Here is a 19,593-nt window from a genome sequence, read left to right as displayed (position 1 = left end):
CATGTGGTGGGGCTGCGCCCCAATTCAATGGCAAAGATGCCAGAGGTATAAAGTCTTTCGGTAAGTTGCTCTGGGGTTACAATCGAGGCTTCCTTTCCGAGCGAGCGAAGATCATGCAAATTTTTACGGAAGACGACTTCAGCGGCGAGCAGCCCGACCATCCCTGGGCGGGGCATTTCACCGTCCTGGGCTATGCCAAGGGCGGCTACAGCCAGATCCCGCACCGTTTCTTCCGCAACTGGGTGGACCAGGATGCCACCGAGGGCTATTTTTACATCGGACGCTGTTCGGCGCTGGGTGTCGATTCGCTCGCGAAGTACGACGGGAAGCAGCAGAGCCTGGCGATCGGCCGCTTCGTCTCCGGCGGCCAGCGCCTGCGCTTCCTGCTCAACGGCCAGCACGAGATGAAGACCATCTCGACCTATATGTTCTCGAGCGTGGGCATGGGGCTGTCCAATGCGCTGCCGCCGCAGTATGGCGACACGGTGGTCAAGAACGACGTCTGGATCGGCGACGAGGTGATGGTGCTGGGCGGCAGCACGATCGAGAACGGCTGCGTTATCGGGGCGCGCTCGGTGCTGCCGCCGAACTTCCAGTCCGAGCCCTACGGCATTTATGCGGGCGCGCCGGCCCGCCTGGTCCGCTACCGCTTCACGGAGAAAGTGCGCGCCGCCCTGATCGAGCTGGCCTGGTGGGAGATGCCGCTGGAATGGATCAAGGAAAACAACGCGATGTTCCTGCAAGACATGACCGAAGATGAAGACGCGGCCCTGGCCGTGATCGCAGGGCTGCAGGAAAGCCGCCGCGCCTACGAGGCGGTGGCGGGCAAGCAGTCCTGAAAGAGCGACTTGAGCGCACGCATGCAACAGCGTGCGCCCTTATCGAAAAAACAGCGATTCCCGGCCCGGGAACAGGCATAATAGCTGACTGCAACACCACAGTTCCCTGGCGCTTAGTCAAGTGCAGAGCCAGGGCTCCACATACCCTGAAGGAGTCACACCATGGCATCAGTTAACAAAGTCATCATCGTCGGCAACCTGGGCCGCGATCCCGAAATCCGCTACATGCCGAGCGGCGATGCGATCGCCAACATCGCGGTCGCCACTTCCTACCGTTCGAAGGACCGCAACACCGGCGAGCAGAAAGAACTGACCGAATGGCACCGCATCTCCTTCTTCGGCCGCCTGGCCGAGATCGTGGGACAGTACCTCAAGAAAGGTTCGTCGGTCTACGTTGAAGGCCGCCTGCAGACCCGCAAGTACACCGACAAGGACGGCATCGAGCGCTACGCCACCGACATCATCGCCGAGAACATGCAGATGCTGGGCGGCCGCCAGGGCATGGGCGGCGGCAGCGACATGGGCATGGGCGGCGGCATGGACGACGACTACTCGGCCCCGCAGCAGCGCCCGGCTCCGCGCCAGGCCCCGCCGGCACCGGCCGCGCGTCCGCAGCCGAAACCGGCGCCGAACTTCTCGGACATGGATGACGACATCCCGTTCTGAAATACATCCACATCCGTGAAAAGCCTCGCATGCTTGCATGCGAGGCTTTTTTGTTTTTGTTCGCAACGATAACGCGACGAAAAAGTCCATCGCGAACTCATTCTCACCAATTATCCCGATTTTGTAAAAATAAAAATGTGTGAAGAAATAGAATCACGCTAATCCGTGATTTTCTGTGCGTCTGATACCTATTCCGTCGACATATACCATTCTTAATTCAGAAAAATATCGAATAAATAGAGCAAATCGGCCATCCCGGCATTGCGACCAATTGTCGCACTCATTACAATCGAGAAACTTTTATTATCGATTGCACAGCATGATTGCAGGTTCGCAAACAGCGCCTGCTGGCGATTTGCCGTGGCGTGATGTCAGGCGCCTGCCAATGCTGGCCTACACATGGGATGGAAATGAAGTCGCGCACTATCAGAAAGATCGGCGCAGCCGGCCTCGCATTCAGTCTTGCCGGATGCGCCACCGCACCCGGTCAGGGTGGAATAAACCAGGCATTCAACGATACCTTCAATAATCCCGATCCTTGTGCGAATAATGCGCGCAATACCGGCATAGCGCTCGGTGTACTGGCTGGGGCGCTGATCGGCGCAAAGATGGGGGATAAGGACAAGGGCGCAATTCTCGCCGGTGCACTGCTGGGCGGCGCTGCCGGCGGATTCATCGGCGCCGATATTGATCAGCGCCGTTGTGATCTCGCCAAGGTGGCGCGGGAGTATCAGCTGCAGATGCAGTTTGCAGCGATTACCAAGGACGGACGAGTCGTCGATGTCGCGGAACTGGACCGGTCTCAGCAAGCCAGCAGTGTCAAGAAGAATGCGATCGGCAGCGTTGTCTCGCTGCAGGACGATGGCGCCGGCGGCGGACATTTCGAAACAAATTCGGATGTGTTGACCCGGCGTGCCGAACAGTATTTCTCTGCGATCGCCGATATCTATAATCTGAACAAGGCCGGACAGGCGCCGGGCCAGCAGGCAGACCGCAAGCTTCTGCTGGTTGGGCACACCGATGACACTGGCTCCTCCAAGCTCAATGCCGAATTGTCCGAACGCCGCGCGCGTGCGGTAGCGGATTACCTGCAGCGACGCGGCATCCCGCGTGAGCAGGTGTTCTACCAGGGCGCGGGGGAGGTCTATCCGGTCGCCGACAATAACACCGAAGACGGCAGGGCCAAGAACCGCCGGGTCGAGATCGTCGAAATGACGAACACAGAAGGCTTCAGCCGATATCTCGAAGAGCGCCGACCGAACTATCATTTCTACCGCAGTACTATCGCCCAAGCTGCGCCCGCACATGGAGAAGCCGCTAACGCGCAGGCGCAGGCAGCCACTGGCGGCGCGCGTCCCAATCACAGCAATGCATCCAGGCCGATCAGCCGCCAGGTCGCCACGCCGCCCGCGCCAGGAAGGACGCTGGCAGCGACGCCGGCCCGCACCCCCGCGTCCGCAGCGACCTCCTCGTCGCCAGTTGCAGCCTTCAAGACCGTTGGGAAGCCAATCGACTTCGGCGGTACGCCTATGGTGGATGCCCGGCTGGCCGCCGCTGGTATTGGCAAGCTGGAACAAAAGCGTCCGCTGTTCTCTCTGATCAGCAATGCGTACGCGGACGATGTGCCAGTTCTTGCCGATTGTTCCCAGGATCGTCCACGCATAACGGGGGCGGTGAAAGCACTCAAGGATGGAGCGACTTACCGGGTGGCCGAACACGTTCCTGGCTTGTATGGGAAGAGCTGGACCGAACGTGTCAACGGTCACCAGATCGTGATCAACAAGGTCGCCGTCCTGGCCAGCGAAGCGTCCTTGGCGCAAATGCCGGAGATGAAGGTTTACGCCAACTATGATCCGTCGGTCAATCGCAATCCCTCCCCCGATGTGACATTGCGACCGGCGGTGAACACGTATCTTGCAGAGGGCGGCATCCTTTACCGCATCTTCACCAATGGCGCCGCCGGCATGCAGTGCGTCGACATCCTGTATCCGCGTCAAGGCGGTGCAGCTGCCAAGGGCGGCAACATCGTCTACGCCCGCGACAATCGCCTTTACGTTTCCGCCTTTAAACCAGTCATTGCCAACTGAATACCATGCTCTCCGATTTCCTTCATACCTATCCTGTGCTCGTGTGGATGATCATCTACACGGCCGCCGCCGCCATTCTCGTGTCCCTGATGTGGGACAAGCTGAAATGGTGGTGGCTGAATACCTGGTACGCCTTCCCCGTGATCGGCAAACTGAAGCGGCTCTCCCAGGACCTCCATCAGACTACCGACGGCAGCGGCTGGTTCAAGTCCGAGCGCACGCTCTGCCAGGACTACAAGGCTTTCGTTCAGGTGCAATCGGAATACGATTTCAACGAGCGCATGACCTACCTACAAAAGGCAGGTGACAATGGACGTACGACCACGCCCCTGGCGATCTGGATTCTGATTATCGCCTTCGTGTTCATCGAAGCCCAGGGTTTCAGCTATGTGCTCGCCGGCTACACCGTACCTGGCGCCAGCGAGACGACCCAGAAGTATGCGGCGATCGGTATCGCATTCATCGTCTCCGCCTTGTGCGTATTGCTTACCCATCAGGCTGGTCATGAACTCTATCGCTCGCTCAAGATCAAGCGCGCACGCAAGGACTGGATCGAGGAGGGGCGCAAGCACAAGCTGCGGACCAAATCCATGCCCTTGACTACGGCTCAGCACCTCGACGACGCCGAACCGGAGTACACCCAGATCTGCAACCGTGTCGGCCTGGACGCCAGCTTCGTCGTCAGCTGGGCCACACTTGCCTTCGTACTGATCATTGCTATCGGTGCGACATACGTGCGGGTCCAGAGCGCCAACAAGCTCATGGAAGACTCCGTCCGCATCCAGAAGAGCGAGCTGGTGGAACAGCGGCAAACCGGTGTCGGCCTGGACCTGGCCCAGCAGAACGTGATCCCGGACGCCGATGCGAACCTCAGCCTCGCCGCAGACGGCAAGGCGGTCGAGGAGGCGGCTCAATACGACCTGCACGGCTACTGGGTGACCTTCGCGATCCTGGCAGTGCTCTTCGTGTTCTTGCAGGGGCTCGGTGTGCTGTTCGGCTATCGCTGGGGATTCGCGGGCGAGAACAGCAAGGCAGCTTACAAGGCTTTGGGCAAGGGAAAATTCCTGACTTATGCGGACGTTCGCGCCGCCTCCCAGCAGTACATCGACAAGGCGCAGAACCAGCTCGAAAATCTTCAACAGCGGATGATCCAGCATCACGCGGACAAGGGTACTGGTGTCGCGGTGCATCCGAACAAGAGTTTCCTCGAGTTCCTCGACTCCACGGATCGCGAGGAGACCGATTACCGCACCAAGAAGCGTGCTGCGCTTCATGAGGAGCAGCGCCGTCTCGACGAGGAACGCGAGCGCGCCCAGGCGCACAAGGCAAGCAAATCCGCGCTTAACGCTGGTACTGGCCTTGCTGCTGCCGAGCTTGAGACACCCGTGGCGCGCGCCGGCGATGTTGGCCGCGCCATTAGCGAACTCGATCGCCTCGGGGACGATACCCAGGCCAAACGCGCCTATCTGGACACTCTTCCGGAACATGTATTCGCGGAAGTCAAATTGGTTCTCCAGGAACGCAAGGAGAATGCCGCCGCGCAGGCAAAGAAACAGCGCGCGGCCGAGATCGAGGACTTGCTGTGAAGCGCGCCTTCGCGTTCGCGCTGAGCCTTGTGTTTGCACAAGCCTGTCCTGCCGCGGAGAACGTGGTGCCGAGCTGCTACGACAGCAAGCTGGGTGTCGCGCCCGCGTCAGCGGATACCGAGCTGTTCGTGTTGGTAGACCAGACGACCGTGTTTGACAAGACTCTGCAGCAGCAGGTGGCAGACAATGTCCGTGCATTCATGACGGCCGGCAATGCCTACTCGTTGCTGACGTTTTCGGCTTTCTCGCAGGGCCGTTACGTGCAGCTCCTTAGCGCCGGGACGATCGAGCCGTCGATCCCTGCCGTGGCGCGAGACGATATCTCGAAACCCCTTCTGGCGCGGTTCGATGCGTGTTCCAAGCGACAGCCCATGGTCGCGATGCAGGCGATCGGCACCGGCTTGCGTGGCGCCTTCGACATGGCCAGCACGGATCTCGCCAAATCCGACGTCCTGGCATCGCTGAAATCCATCTCGACGCGGGTCAGGAAGTCGGGTGCAAGGCGCAAAATCGTGCTGCTCGCTTCGGATATGCTGGAAAACTCCTCGGTGACCAGCTTTTATGGACCGAAAGGCGCTTCGGTACGCCAGATCGATGCGGACCGGGAGCTCAAGCTCGCAGCCGACAATGAGCTGATCGCAGACTTTGGCGGTGCGCAGGTGTACGTGATCGGCGCTGGATTGTTGCCTGAAGAGTCGGGCAAATCGAAGAAGTATCGGGATCCCAAGACCCTGCGCGCGCTGGGCGCATTCTGGAACGCCTATTTCAACAAGTCCAACGCGACACTTGTCGAGATGGGCCAGCCGGCCCTGCTGAACCAGATTCCGGCCCGCTGAACGCGGATAGCTTGCGGCGCAAAGCCCACTCCTTGCAGGGAGTGGGCTTTTTTTTCGAGAGAGCATGGCGGTCTTGCCCGGATAGTGGCGAGGTCCACCACGGACATGTACAATCCGGCAATAACGTGAACGGTGCCCTTCCGCTAGTCTGCGGGAGGGTGAAACGGGAAGCCGGTGACGCGCGGGATGTCCATCCCCGCCAGTCCGGCGCAGCCCCCGCTGCTGTAGGCCCGACGACCCTGGACGACCGCCACTGTGCATCCGCACGGGAAGGCAAGGACAGGGAAGGATGAAGGCAAGCCAGAAGACCGGCCGCTCGCGATGCACATTGCAGGGCCCGGGGTGTGGCCTTGCCGGTTGGCGTTCCGTTCTCTTCGCATGCTTCGATTCCATGCCGCGCTTCCTGCGGCGCGGCCGCGAGCCCGGATCGCCTGGTTTTCCCTGCGCGCCTCGCGTGCCTTGCCGGTTGACGTCCAATTGAGCGCTCGTCCTGTCGTCCGCGCCTTCGCGGTGCTGCTATGCCTTCTGTCCTGCGTGTCCGCGCAGGCCGCCACCCTGTTCGCCCTGGTCACCGAGCGCGCCGCCCCGACCGCCGTCGAGGCCGCGCACCGCCACCTGGCCCGCCATCCGCGCGACCGCATCCTGCTGCGCACCCCGGCCCAGTTCATGGCGGCCAGCGAGCGTGAAGTAGCGCAGTGGCTGGGGCGCGCCGACAGCGTGCTGGCGGTGTCGGTGTTCGGCGATCCCGCCCGCCGCCTCAAGGACGCGCTGGCGCGCCATGCCAGGCCAGGCGCCGAGATCCTCGCCTTCAACGGCGAGGCCAGCCTGAGCCTGGTCACGCGCGGCCGCCACGGCAGCCTGGCGGGCTTTCCGGCCGAGACCCTGCGCCAGTTGTCGACCGAAACCCCGCCCCAGGACGCGCTGCAGGCCGCCACCGCGCATCCGGCCGCCGCCCGGTGGCTGGCCGCGCGCCGCCTGTGGCAGGGTGGCGGGGTCGATAACACCGAGGCCCTGCTGGCCCAGCGTCTTGCCCCGGGCACGCCGCTGGCCGCGCCGCGTCCGGAACCCGCCCTGCGCCTGCGCGTGGGGCAGCGCGAGCTGGCCGACGCGGCGGCCTGGGGCAGGGCGGCGGAGCTCGGCCTGCAGGACAAGCCGACCGTGGTCGTGCTCGACCTGTCGAACATGGATGGCGTGGTGCCGGCCGCGCTGTGCCGGAGGATCGAGCGGCAGGGCCAGCCCTGCGTGCAGCTCCTGACGCGCTGGGGCGGCGCCTCGCGCGAGGCGCTCGAGCGCCTGCCGCAACTGGTCACGCCCGCGCGGCCCGCGGCCCTGGTGGTGCTGCAGGACTTCGTGGTCGGCGCCGCCGAGGGCCGCGAAGCGGTGCAGGAAGCCTTCAAGCGCCTCGACATCCCGGTGTTCAAGGCGATCCGCCTGTCCGACCGCACGGCCATGCAGTGGCGCCTGTCGCCGGACGGCCTGCCGCCCGATTCGGTCCAGTACCGCGTCGCCCTGCCCGAGCTGCAGGGCATCGGCCAGCCGATTGTGGTGGCGGCCCTGGGCCAGGCCAGGCGCGATCCGCTGACCGGCATCGAGAACCGCCCGCCCGTGGTGCTGGACCAGGAGGCCGGCCGCATGGCCGCGCGCGTCGACCGCTGGCTGGCGCTGCGCGCCAAGGCCAACCGCGACAAGCGCCTCGCCCTCATCTACTACAACCACCCGCCGGGCCGCCAGAACATCGGCGCCGACAACCTCGACGTGGCGGCCTCCCTGTTCGAGATGCTGCATGCCCTGAAGGCGGCCGGCTACACGGTCGGCGAGCTGCCCGCCACGCCCGAGGCCCTGCTCGACCGCATCATGGCCCACGGCGTCAACCTGCCGGAGGACCGCGCCGCGCTGCGCGAGATGAACCCGGCGGTCAACGGCGTCTCCGCCGCGGACTACGCGCGCTGGTTCGCCACCCTGTCGCCCCGGGTGCGGGGCGAGATGCAGAACGGCCTGCTGGGACGCCTGCATGCGGAGGTGCTGGAAGCCGAGGCGGCGGGCGAGCGCGCCCTCGGCCGCAAGCAGGCCGCGCTGATCGTGAAGGAGCTGCTGCACCTGGTCGAAGGCGCCGACCACCCGCAGCGCGAAGCGGCCCTGCGCGACCTTGCGCTGCTGGACGAAGGCTACCGCGCCTGCCTGGACGAGCGTCCCGCGCGCGCCTGCGCCTCGCTCGCGCCCCTGCAGCGGCGCCTGGCCGGCTACCGCATCGAAGGCATGCGCGGCTGGGGCGCGGCGCCCGGCAAGGTCATGGTCGACGGCGGCCGCCTGCTGGTGCCCGGCCTGGTGTTCGGCAACGTCTTCATCGGCCCGCAGCCGCCGCGTGGCTGGGAAGTGGACGAGGAACTGCTGCATGCCAACACCAGCATCACGCCGCCGCACCAGTACCTGGCCTTCTACCACTGGGTGCGCGAGCGCTTCAAGGCCGACGCCCTGGTGCACGTGGGCCGCCACTCGACCTATGAATTCCTGCCCGGGAAAGCCGTGGGCCTCGCCGCCGACGACTACCCCAGCCTGATCGCGGGCGAGCTGCCCGGCATCTACCCCTACATCGTGGACGGCGTGGGCGAGGGCACCCAGGCCAAGCGGCGCGGCCTGGCGGTGATGGTCGACCACCTGACCCCGCCGCTCGCCTCCACGCCCCTGTACGACGAGCTGCTTTCGCTGCGCCAGGTGGTCGAAAGCTTCGAGGCCGCCAGCTCCGAGTCGCTCAAGGCCCAGGCCGCGAGCCTGATGCGCGAGCGGGTGGTGGCGCTCAACCTGCGCGCCGAGCTCGAGGCCTCGATGGAAGACGTGCTCAAGGTGCGCGGCATCGGTTTCGACGCCGCCGACGACGACCTGCTGGCGCACGAGATCGGCCACTATCTCACCAAGCTGCAGGAGAAGTTCATGCCTTACGGGCTGCACGTGTTCGGCCGCCCCTGGGAGCGCAAGTCGCTCGACCTGATGCTGGACTCGATGAAGAAGGGCGGGGTGTTCGACGCCGGCACCGAGCGCAAGCTGGCCGACTCGCCGCGCCTGGAAATGGCGGCGCTGCTGGCCGGCCTCGAAGGCCGCTACATCGAGCCGGGCAAGGGCAACGATCCGCTGCGCTCGCCCGAGGCCCTGCCCACCGGGCGCAACTTCCACGCGGTGGACGGCGACATCCTGCCGACCCGCCTGGGCTACGGGCTGGGCGAGCGCCTGGCCACCAAGGCCGACGCCCGCGATGCGGGCCGCCAGGGCAGCGAAGGCATCATCCTGTGGGCCTCGGACGCGGTGCGCGACGAGGGCGTGATGGTGGCCTTCGCGCTGGCCATGATGGGCGCCGAGCCGGTGTGGAACGCGCGCGGCATCGTCACCGACGTGCGCCTCAAGCCCGGCGCGCCGCGGCGCGACGCCCTGGTCACCACCTCGGGCCTGTTCCGCGACCTCTACCCCAACCTGATCCGCCTGATCGACCGCGCCGGGCGGCTGGCGCTGGCCGCGTCCGCGGACGCGCTGGCCGAGGAGCAGCCGCTACTGCGCGAGGCCTTGCAGGCGGCGCTGGCGCCGCTGAATGGCGCTCCCTGGGGACGCGAGCCGCTGGCTGCGAACAGCGTGGCGCGCGAATGGCTGGCGCGCGCCCAAACGCTGCAGCGCGGCGGCATGCCCGCTCCCGAGGCCGGCGTCGCCGCCGCCCAGCGCATCTTCGGCGACGCGCCCGGCGCCTACGGCACCGGCGTGAACCGCCTGACCGAACGCTCCGGCGCCTGGCGCGAGCGCGAGGAGATCGGCCGCGCCTACCGCACCCGCATGGGCCACGCCTATGGCCTGGACGCCAACGGCGAAGCGCAGCACGCCGCCTTCGACGTGGCGCTGGACGGCATCGCCCGCACCTACCACGGCCGCGCCAGCAACCTGTACGGCCTGCTCGACAACAACGACGCCTTCGACTACCTGGGCGGCCTTTCGCTGGCCATCGAGGGCCGCACCGGGCGCGTGCCGCAAGCCCTGATCCTGCAGCACGCCCAGCCCGGCCGCGCCGACGTCGAGCCGCTGGCCTCCAGCCTGCTGGGCGAGCTGCGCGGACGCTTCCTCAACCCGGCCTGGCTCAAGCCGCTGATGGCGCATGGCTATGCCGGCGCGCGCACCATGGGTCAGGAATTCGTCGAGAACCTGTGGGGCTGGCAGGTCACGCGCCCGGACCTGGTCAAGAACTGGGCCTGGGACGAGGTCAAGGCAGTGTATTTCGACGACGCCCACGGGCTGGGCCTGCCGCAATTCCTGGGCCAGCGCCACAACGCCCACGTCAAGGCCCACATGCTGGCGGTGTTCATGGTGGCCGCCGAGAAGGGCTTCTGGCAGACCGAGCCCGAGACCATCCGCCGCCTGGGCGGCGAGCTGGCGCGCCTGGTGGCCGCCAACGGCCTGCCGGGCAGCGGCCACGCGGCGCCTGACCATCCGATGTGGCGCTGGCTGGCGCCGCAACTGGACCAGGCCGACGCCCAGGCGCTCGGCGTCACCCTGGCAAAGGCGCGCGGCGAACTGCTGCCTTCCAGCCCGCCCGCCGCTTCCGCCCCATCGCGCGGCGCGCCGGCGCAGTCCCAGTCGAAAGCCGCCTCGCGCGCCGAGGGCCTGCAGGCGCAGGCAGCGAGCGCCCAGCAGCCGGTCGCGCGCGCCTATGAACTGAGCCGGCTCGCGCCGCCCGCGCTGGCGCCCGCCGCGCGCATCGTCCAGGTGCTGGGGCTGCTCGCCGCCGGCATCGCCCTGTTCTCGCTCGGCCTGTGGCGCGGCCGCCATCCATCCCCATCCGTACGGAGACTCTCATGATCGAAACCTTGTCCTTCGCCTGGCTGCACGATGCGGTCAGCTGGCTGCTGGCGCCCTCGCTGGCGGCCCTGCTCGCGGCCTGCGCCGTGGCCGTGGCCGAAGCCGGCATCGCCTGCGGCGAACGCTTCCACGGCCTGGCCAAGCTCGGCGCCAGCGGCGACCTGGCGCAGGTCCAGGCCGTCGCCCGGCGCCGCCTGGAGCGCGCCGACCTGCTGGCGCGCATTCCGCCCATGCTGGGCCTGATGGCCACCATCATCCCGCTCGGGCCGGGCCTGGCGGCGCTGGGCCAGGGCGACCCGGCCAAGCTGGCCAGCGCCGTGACCGTGGCCTTCGACGCGACCGTGCTGGGCCTGGTCGCCGGCATCGGCGGCCTGGTGATCGGCAAGCTGCGCCGCCGCTGGTACGAAGAAGTGCTGGAGAAGATGGAGACGGCGGCATGAGCGCGCCGCCGCCACGGGCGCGCCTGCGCCTGTATTCCCGCCTCGACGCCCGTTTCGACCAGAGCGACGAGGACCCGCGCGCCAGCCTGGTCAACCTGGTGGACGTGATGCTGGTGTTCGCCTGCGGGCTGATCGCCGCCATCGCCGGCACGCAGGGCGCGCTCAAGACCCCGCAGCCGGTCGAGAAGGGGCGGCAGATCGAGCGTCCCGCCGCCGGCGTCACCGATGCCGGCAGCGGCTACGACCGGGTGGGCGAGGTGTACCGCGATCCGAAGACCGGCAAGCTGGTGCTGATCGAGCCGGCCAGGGCCGCGCGCTAGGTGTTTCCCGGCTGGCGCGGCGCGTGCCGCGCCAGGATCGCCTCGACCGCCTCGAGCTGGACCGGCTTGGTCAGGTGGTGGTCGAAACCGGCTTCGCTCGACTGGCTGCGGTCGCTGTCCGCGCCCCAGCCGGTGAGGGCGACCAGCACGACGCCCGCCAGTTCCGGCAGGGCGAGCATCGCGCGCGCCGTTTCGTAGCCGTTCATGCCCGGCATGCCGATGTCGAGGAACACGACCTGGGGCGCGAAGGCGCGCGCCGCCGCCAATCCCGCCTGGCCATCGTGCGCGATCCGGGTCGCGTGCCCGTTCATCTCCAGCACCATGGACAGGGTGGTCGCCGCGTCCACGTTGTCGTCGACCACCAGCACGCGCGCGCCGCCGGTGGGCGCGGCCTGCGCAGGCGCCGCCGCGCCCACCGGCGGCGCATCCACGGCGTCCTGCGCCAGCGGCAGGCGCACGGTGAACACGCTGCCCTTCCCGCTGCCCGCGCTGTCGGCCTCCACCGTCCCCTCATGCATCTCGACCAGTCGCCGCACCAGGGACAGGCCGATCCCGAGCCCGCCCTGGGCCCGGTCGAGGTTGCGGCCGACCTGGTTGAACATGTCGAACACGCCGTCCAGCGACTCGGCCGGGATGCCGACCCCGGTGTCGGACACCGCGATCACCGCCGTGCCGGCGTCGCGGCGCGCCGACAGGTGGATGCGCCCGCCCGCCGGCGTGTACTTGGCGGCGTTGTTGAGCAGGTTGGCCACCACCTGGGCGATGCGGGTCGGGTCGGCGTCGGCCATCAGGGCCTGGCCGGCCAGGTCGAGGTCGAGCATGTGGCGGCCCGCCTCGAGCGCCGGCAGGCTGGTCTCGACGGCGCTGGACAGCACCGTGCGCAGGTCGACGCGCGCCTTCTTGAGCTCCAGCTTGCCGCCGCTGATGCGCGCGACGTCGAGCAGGTCGTCGATCAGGTGCACCATGTGTCCCACCTGGCGCTCCATCATCTGGCGCACCTTGGCGACCGCGGCGGGGTTGTCGCCGCTCAGGCGGATCACGGCCAGGCCGCTGCGGATCGGCGCCAGCGGGTTGCGCAGCTCGTGCGCCAGGGTGGCCAGGAACTCGGTCTTGCGGCGGTCCGCTTCTGCCAGCCCGTCGGCCAGGGTGCGCAGCCTGTCTTCCGAAGCCTTGCGCGCCGTGATGTCGCTGAACAGCAGCGCGACGCGGGCGCTGCCGGCGCCGCCGATGCGGGTGGCGTAGACGTCGAACCAGCGCCCCATGGCCCGGGCCTCGCTCTCGAAGCGCGCCGCTTCGCCGGTGGTCGCCACCCGGCCGTAGGTCTCGATCCAGAAACGGTCCAGGGACGGCACCAGCTCCAGGGCGGTGCGCCCGACCGCGTTCGACAGGCCGGTGTGGCGCTCGAACATCCGGTTCATCTCCATGAAGCGGTAGTCGACCGGCTGGCCGGCCGGGTCGAACAGGATGTCGATGATGCAGAAGCCCTGGTCCATCGATTCGAACAGGGTGCGGTAACGCTCCTCGCTGGCGCGCAGGCGCTCGGCCGCGCGCTTGCTCTCGGTGGTGTCGAGCACGATCGCCACCATGCCCTGGAATTCGCCCTGCGGGCCGCGCAGCGCGTTGACGCTGCTGGTGGCCGGCATCAGGCTGCCGTCGCGGCGCAGGTAGGATTTGTCGATGACGAAGCCGATGCCGTCCTCGCGCAGCTTGCGCATCGCCGCCGCGGTGGCGCCGAGCGAATCGGGCGCGGTCACGTCCATCACGTGGCGGCCGATCAGTTCCCCCGGCGCGTAGCCCAGCATCTCGCAGTACTTCCCGTTGGCGAAGGTGATGTGGCCGTCGACGTCCATCTGGACCACCCCGGTGGCGGCCTGGCTGACCAGCTTCTCGAAGCGCTCGCGGGTTTCGTGCAGCGCCAGCTCGGCCAGCTTGCGTTCGGTGATGTCGCTCACCGCGCCCACCAGCTGGGGCGGGCCCTCGCCCTGGGACTGGCGGGCGCGCCCGAACACTTCGATCCAGCGCTGCTCGCCGTCGCTGCGCCGTATCCGCCCGTGGAAGAACAGGGGGGCGCCGCTCTCCAGGGTGCGCGCGACCGCGGCGCCGAAGGCGGGGGCGTCGTCGGGGTGGATGAACTCCTGCAGGAAGCGCGCCGCGTTCACGGGCGGCTGCTCGGGCGACAGCCCGAAGATCTCGAACAGGCGCGCGTTCTCCCAGTGCACCATGTCGTCCTCGGGGCGCCAGGTCCACAGGCCGAGTTCCGCCGCCTCGGCCGCCAGCTGCATGCGCTCGCGGTCGGCGCGCTGGGCCAGTTCGGCCAGCTTGCGGTCGGTCTGGTCGATCCCGTGCACCAGCAGCCCGCTGATGCCGCCTTCGGCGTCGCGCAGGGCGGTGAAGGCCAGGTCGATGTAGCGCTCTTCCGGCGCCATGCCGGGGCCGCGTTGCAGCATCAGCGGCAGGTCGGCGCCGATGAAGGGCTCGCCGCTGCGGTAGACGCGGTCGAGCAGCTCGACGTAACCCTGGGCGGCCAGTTCCGGCAGGGCGTCGCGCACCTTGCGGCCGACCAGGTCGCGGTAACCGACCAGTTGCAGGTAGCGCTCGTTGATCATTTCGTAGACGTGCTCGGGACCGCGCAGCACGCACATGAAGGCCGGCGCCTGGTGGAACACGTCGCGCATGCTGCGGTTGGCGGCCTGCAACTCGCGCTCGGCCTGGCGCATCGCCGTGATGTCGCGCGACACCGCCAGCAGCACGGCCGGCTGGCCCCCGGCGCCCGGCACCAGGCTGACGTTCACGTCCCACCATCTGGGCTTGCCGCGCAGGGTGGGGCAGGGCGCCTCGAAGCGCTGGTCGGCGCCGCCGCGGGCGGAGGCCAGCGCGGCCTCGACGGTTGTTCGGCTCTCCTCGGGCCAGAGCGCGACCCAGGGCTGGCCCAGCACGGCGGCCGTGTCGTCGATCTCGAGGGCGCTCAGCCCGTTGCGGTTCATGGCCAGCAGGCGGCCGTCGAGGCTGAGCAGCTTGACGCAGTCGGGACTGCGCTCGAAGAGCTGCCAGCCGAAAGCTGCGGCGTCAATGCCGGGCAGCGCAAGGGTGGGAGAATGCATGGCGGGTTACGGGGCTGGATGGATGGCCGGGAACGATCTCGTGTCCCCGGCTATCTTGCCACAATCCCGCGCGCCGGCTTGTACGGATGAGACTGCTTGCCCGTCAATACAGGGCCAATCGCCTACCCGGCCCTGCCCTGCCGTTCAGCGCAACTGGCCCTTGCCGGTGGCGGCCCAGTAGATCCCGCCCATCAGGTGGGTGAGGTATTGCGGATCGCGGTACATCTCGCCCACGTGCCCGAGGGTGGTGACGAACACGCGGCCCTTCTCGTGCTGGTGGTGCCAGGCGATCGGGTGGTCCTTGCCCATGGGCTCGGACACCTGGCCCGGCCAGATCTTGCGCGGGTCGTAGCTCGATTCGTCCACCCCCAGCACCGTGTTGATCTTCACGTTGTAGGGATTGGTGGTGACGTAGAACTCGTCGCTCCAGATCCAGCGCTCCGGAATGCCGTAGGTGGCCGGGAAGCCCTTGTCGACCACGGTCACCACGCCGGTCTGCAGCATCGGGTGCACGCCCACGCGGCGGCCGACCAGCTTCTCGTACCAGGGCCAGTTGTCCGGCGGCGTGATCGCGGCGCGGTGCACCACGATGGCGTTGCCGCCGCCGCGCATGTAGTCCTCGAACTTCTGGCGCTGGACCGGGTTCAGCTCCTCGCCCGGGGTGTTCAGGAAGATCACCGCCGCATACTGCTTGAGGTCGCCCTCGAAGATCTGGGGCTTGTTGGTCCAGGTGAAGTCGAAGGAGTGCAGCTTGCCCAGCCTTTCCAGGCTGTCGCGGGCGATCGGGATGTATTCGTAGTGGTACTTGTTGGGAATCGCCAGTACGAGCAGCTTGAACTGGCTGTCGGCCCAGGCGGCGGGCGCCAGCGCCATCGAGGCGGCCAGCGCGAGCATCGTGCGTTTCATGTGTTCTCCTCTGATTCTCGGGACGGCGGCATCATGGCGCCGGCACGCCTTCCGGCTTGCGCCCCTTGCGCGGCACCAGCCAGCCGCCGTCCGCCAGCCAGTCACTCAGGCGGTCGGGCCAGTGCTGCAGCGAGACGCGCTCGCCGCGCTGGCCGACGTTGAAGGCGTGGTCGGTGTCGGCGTACAGGTGCAGCTCGGCCGACACGCCGGCCGCGACCAGTTGCTGGTAGAGCGCGATGGTGGGCGGCATGCAGCAGGCGTCGCGCGAGCCCGCCACCAGGAAGGCCGGCGGGGCATTCTTCACGTCCTTCGCCGGCACGCCCAGCGGGCCCGGATAGACCAGCACCTGGAAGTCGGGACGGGCGCTTTCGCGGTCGACCGCGTCGCGCCTGGCCGGCGGGGCCGGTTCCGGATTGTCGGCCACTAGCGAGACCAGCTCGCCGCCGGCCGAGAAGCCCATCACGCCCACGCGCTCGGGGTCTACGCCGTACTGGGCGGCGTTGGCGCGCACCCAGCGGACCGCGCGCCGCAGGTCGCTGGCGGCGTCGTTCTCGATCGAGTACTTCGCGCCCGAGGCCTCGTCGCGCGCCAGGCGGTACTTAAGCACGAAGGCGGTGACGCCGATACGGTTCAGGTTCTTGGCGGCCAGCATGCCTTCGTTCTGGAACACCAGCATGCGATGGCCGCCGCCCGGCACCACCACCACGGCCGCGCCGTTGGCGTGGCGCGGGTCGGCCTTCAGAACGGTCAGCGAGGGGTCGTGCACATTGCTGTAGTAGACCCCGTCCTTGACCGTCTCGGGCTCGCCGTGGCGTTTCTCGGAACCGGGCGCGCCGCCCGGCCACAGCTGGACGCTGGGCGGGGCCGGCTGCTGCTGGGCCTGGGCGGCTGCCCCGCCCAGCACCAGCGCGCCGAGCAGCAGCGCGCGCGCAAGGGAAGTGGACAGGCGCTTCACTTGACCTGGGTCGCGTACAGCGAGTGATGGGTCAGGATGAACAGGGTGCGCTTGTCCGGGCCGCCGAACACCAGCTGCAGCGGACGCTCGGGCACGTCGATGCGACCCTTCTGCTTGCCGTCCTGGCCGTAGATGAAGACCTGGCCGTTGGCCACGTAGACGTCGCCGTTCGGGCCCACGGCCGCGCTCTCGCCGCCGCGGTCGGCCAGCTGCTTGAGTTCGGTGATGCCGCCGCCCTCGCCCACCACGCCGCTGAAGGTGCGGTTCTCGGAGCCATTGGTGAACACCACGCGCTGGCCCACCGGCGCCGTCACCAGGCCGTGCGCCTGGTGCGAATCGGCCCAGCGCCAGCCCAGGTGATCCGGCGCGCCCTGGCGCAGCACGCGGTAGGCCGGCAGCACCAGGCTGCCGTCCGGCGACACGTATTCCTGGGCTTTCGGCAGGGCGACGTCACGGGCGAACATCTCGGCCAGGGTGGTGAACTCGTAGGTCTCGAAGTTCAGCTGGTCCTTGAACTCGCCGTTCTGCCAGAAGTTCACCGGGATCGCCACCCTGGCATTGGCGCGCTTGGCCACCGGGGTCGGCTTGATGACGCTCATCTCGATGCCATTGCTGCCCGGCTTGAACGAATACACCGTGCCCTGCGGGCCGAAGGAGGACACGACCAGCAGGTTGCCGCTGTTGTCCATCGCCAGGTTGATCGGATCCAGCGGGGCGTCGCGCTCGACCGACAGGCCGCGGTCCTTCGACCAGCTATAGATGCGCTTCCAGTAGCGGTCCACGAAGTAGAGCTTGCCCTTCGGGTCGACGGTGGCGCCGGCCACCGACCAGAAGCCGCCTTCCAGCTTCTCGACCTTGCCCTGCGGCGCCGGCGCGGTCTTCTGCTTGCCGGTGTAGTCGAACACGGCGAACTCGCGCTCGCGGATGTCGAGCTTGTTGGTGATGTCGCGGATCGAATTCTCGTACGGGTACTTGCTGGCGCGCAGGTAGGTGGTGCAGCCGTTCTCGTCGCAGGTGGCGAAACCGCTCTCGCCGTTGACGTGCACGTTGCGGAAGCGGATGTCGCTCGAGTTCGAGATCACCACCGCGGCCGGCATCGGCTTGTACGAACGGGTCACGCGGTAGCCGTGGTAGTTCGCGAACAGCAGGTTCTTCGAGTTGCGGATCTCGAGCGAGACGGCGTCGGCGCCATCGCGGATTTCTTCTTCCGTCTGCGGCGCCAGGAATTCCCAGTTCTCGACATTGTCCAGCACGATCTCGGCGCGGATGTGGTGCTCGGCCGAGAGCTCGTAGACCTTGCCCGGGGTCTTGGTGTTGGAGACGTAGAAGCCGGCCTGGGCGTAGCCGCTCGGCGACCACACGCCCGAGAAGGTGCCGCCGCCGCCGTCGGTGACCCAGATGCTCGGGTACTGGCGGTCCCAGTGGGCGGTGGTGTCGAACTTGGCGTCCTTGCGGTAGGGGTCGGCGCGGCTGCCGTCGTACAAGCGGGTGCCGTGGCCGCCCTGGATGCGCACGTCGTCCACCAGCGAGTGTTCGCCGGCGCGCCACATCAGGGCCACGGCGCGCGGATTGACTTCGCCGGTGGCCAGGCCAATGCCCGAGACGATGGCTTCGCCGCCGCGCGCGCTCTCCAGCAGCGGCACCGGGGTGTCGACGCCCTGGAACTTGGGCGAGCCGTTCGGGATCAGGAGCTGGGTCAGGCCCGGGTGCAGGGCCACGATGACCGTGTCCGGCTTCATGCGGATGGTGTCGTTGACCACGTAGAAGCCGAGCGGCAGGTAGACCACGCGCTTGCTGTCGATCGCCTTCTGGATCGCCGCGGTGTCGTCGGTGGTGCCGTCGCCCTTGGCGCCGAAGCTGCGCACGTTGGCCCATTCGGTGGTGGCCGGCAGCGGTCGCAGGGCGCGCGCGGTGTTGACCGAGGCCGGCAGCGCGGCAGTCTTGTAGTTGGTGGCGAACTGGCCCGGCGCGCCCATCTGCTTGACGAACATGCCGTAGTTGAATTCGCTGACCTTGTAGTCCTTGCCGTTTCCGGCCAGGGTCTTGCCGCTGTCGCGGAAGCGCGCGAAGGTCGGCACGTTGCGCGCGATGGCGTTCTCGAAGCCGACCTGGGTGTAGACGTTGTTCTCGTTGCTGACGATGACGGCGGCCTTGCTGACGTTCTCGAAGCGCACGTCCTTGCCCCACAGCCAGTCGCCGTAGCCGCGGTTGATTTCCACGCCCACCGGGGTGTTCTTGATCTCGGTGTTGATCATGGTGAGGCCGGCTTCGTGCTCGCGGATGGCGGCGTCGCGCTGGCCCTCGAAGCTCGAATCCATCAGGGTGAACTGCCAGGCCGGCGAGGTCTTTTCGCTCAGGATGCCGTAGCGGCCGCCGTAGAAGCGCAGGTTGTAGGCCACGTTGCCGACCTGGTAGACGCCGGCCAGGCCGGAGCCGATGTGGAAGTCGATGTGGCTCAGGTTCGAGTGCTGGGCGGTGTGCATGCGCACGCCGGCCGCGGCCGGGTTGCCGTCGCCGATCTCGAAGTCGACGTTGGACAGGGCCGAGTAGAAGGTCGAGGAGTTCGCGTTGCGCACGTTCTCGCTGAAGGGCACGGCGCTCGGCACCGGCATCGGCACCTTGCCCACGCTGTACTGGTCGCCGCCGGTGAAGACCACCATGTTGGCCACGCCCTTCTGGAAGCCGGGGGTGTTCGGGGCCAGCACGAACACCGGGCGGGTCGGGCCCACGCCGTAGACGCGCACCGCGAGCGGAATCAGGATCGAGCGGGTGAGGCGGTAGCGGCCCGAGGGCAGGAACACGATGCCACCCTGGCCGCCGTTGGCGGCGCGGTTGATGGCGTCCTGGATGGCGGCCGTGTCGTCGGCCTTGCCGTCGCCCTTGGCCGCGCGCACCACGATCGACTTGGGATCGTCGGGCAGGGACTGGTAAGCCGATACCGAGGCCGCCGAGCTGGCCGCCGAGACGGCCATCAGGGCGGCCAATGCCAGCGCATGGCGGGCAGGAAGAGTCATTTTCATTGTTTTA

The 19,593-nt window shown here is 67.6% G+C and carries 12 protein-coding genes and 1 riboswitch; of the genes, 8 read left to right on the top strand and 4 right to left on the bottom strand.

Features of this window, described 5'->3' with window-relative positions; genetic code table 11:
- Nucleotides 1-113: 113 nt before the first annotated feature.
- The 8 genes from B0920_RS22780 (at nt 114) to B0920_RS22745 (ending at nt 11,604) form a co-directional block, all read left to right on the top strand.
- Nucleotides 114-839, top strand: coding sequence for a CatB-related O-acetyltransferase (locus B0920_RS22780; protein WP_078034983.1), 726 nt, complete (start codon nt 114-116; stop codon nt 837-839).
- A gap of 162 nt (nt 840-1,001) precedes the next feature.
- Entirely contained in the window at nt 1,002-1,505 is a 504-nt protein-coding gene (gene ssb / locus B0920_RS22775) for a single-stranded DNA-binding protein (protein ID WP_078034982.1), read from the top strand.
- Between the two features lie 410 nt (nt 1,506-1,915).
- On the top strand, nt 1,916-3,592 hold the full coding sequence (locus B0920_RS22770; protein ID WP_179119269.1) for an OmpA family protein: 1,677 nt from the start codon (nt 1,916-1,918) through the stop codon (nt 3,590-3,592).
- A gap of 5 nt (nt 3,593-3,597) precedes the next feature.
- Nucleotides 3,598-5,178: a hypothetical protein gene (locus tag B0920_RS22765; RefSeq protein WP_078034980.1), complete on the top strand. Its 1,581-nt coding sequence runs from the start codon at nt 3,598-3,600 to the stop codon at nt 5,176-5,178.
- Nucleotides 5,175-6,014 carry a hypothetical protein gene (locus B0920_RS22760; protein WP_078034979.1) on the top strand — a complete coding sequence of 280 codons (840 nt, stop codon included), beginning with the start codon at nt 5,175-5,177 and terminating at the stop codon, nt 6,012-6,014. Before B0920_RS22765 ends, B0920_RS22760 begins: the two co-directional genes overlap by 4 nt.
- 113 nt (nt 6,015-6,127) lie before the next feature.
- Nucleotides 6,128-6,346, top strand: a riboswitch (cobalamin riboswitch).
- A gap of 145 nt (nt 6,347-6,491) precedes the next feature.
- Nucleotides 6,492-10,844: a cobaltochelatase subunit CobN gene (locus tag B0920_RS22755; RefSeq protein WP_229455905.1), complete on the top strand. Its 4,353-nt coding sequence runs from the start codon at nt 6,492-6,494 to the stop codon at nt 10,842-10,844.
- The gene (locus B0920_RS22750; RefSeq protein WP_078034977.1) at nt 10,841-11,284 is read left to right on the top strand and encodes a MotA/TolQ/ExbB proton channel family protein; all 444 of its coding nucleotides are present in this window, start codon (nt 10,841-10,843) and stop codon (nt 11,282-11,284) included. The genes B0920_RS22755 and B0920_RS22750 overlap by 4 nt, the downstream gene beginning before the upstream one ends.
- Nucleotides 11,281-11,604, top strand: coding sequence for a DUF2149 domain-containing protein (locus B0920_RS22745; protein WP_078034976.1), 324 nt, complete (start codon nt 11,281-11,283; stop codon nt 11,602-11,604). The genes B0920_RS22750 and B0920_RS22745 overlap by 4 nt, the downstream gene beginning before the upstream one ends.
- Here the strand turns inward: B0920_RS22745 and B0920_RS22740 are convergent.
- From B0920_RS22740 to B0920_RS22725, 4 genes are all read right to left on the bottom strand, one after another.
- On the bottom strand, nt 11,601-14,705 hold the full coding sequence (locus B0920_RS22740) for a PAS domain S-box protein (protein WP_078034975.1): 3,105 nt from the start codon (nt 14,703-14,705) through the stop codon (nt 11,601-11,603). The two genes, B0920_RS22745 and B0920_RS22740, sit on opposite strands and share 4 nt — an antisense overlap.
- Before the next feature lie 144 nt (nt 14,706-14,849).
- Nucleotides 14,850-15,611, bottom strand: coding sequence for a ThuA domain-containing protein (locus B0920_RS22735; protein ID WP_078034974.1), 762 nt, complete (start codon nt 15,609-15,611; stop codon nt 14,850-14,852).
- 31 nt (nt 15,612-15,642) lie between these two features.
- A complete protein-coding gene (locus B0920_RS22730; RefSeq protein WP_229455903.1) occupies nt 15,643-16,566 on the bottom strand; it encodes an alpha/beta hydrolase in 924 nt (307 codons plus the stop codon).
- Nucleotides 16,563-19,586 carry a glycosyl hydrolase family 28-related protein gene (locus tag B0920_RS22725; RefSeq protein ID WP_078034973.1) on the bottom strand — a complete coding sequence of 1,008 codons (3,024 nt, stop codon included), beginning with the start codon at nt 19,584-19,586 and terminating at the stop codon, nt 16,563-16,565. The genes B0920_RS22730 and B0920_RS22725 overlap by 4 nt, the downstream gene beginning before the upstream one ends.
- Between the last annotated feature and the right edge of the window lie 7 nt (nt 19,587-19,593).

The organism is Massilia sp. KIM, assembly GCF_002007115.1.
Classification (GTDB): Bacteria; Pseudomonadota; Gammaproteobacteria; order Burkholderiales; family Burkholderiaceae_D; genus Telluria.
Note: the sequence above shows the minus strand (reverse complement) of the source record. Positions and strands in the feature narration are given on the sequence as shown.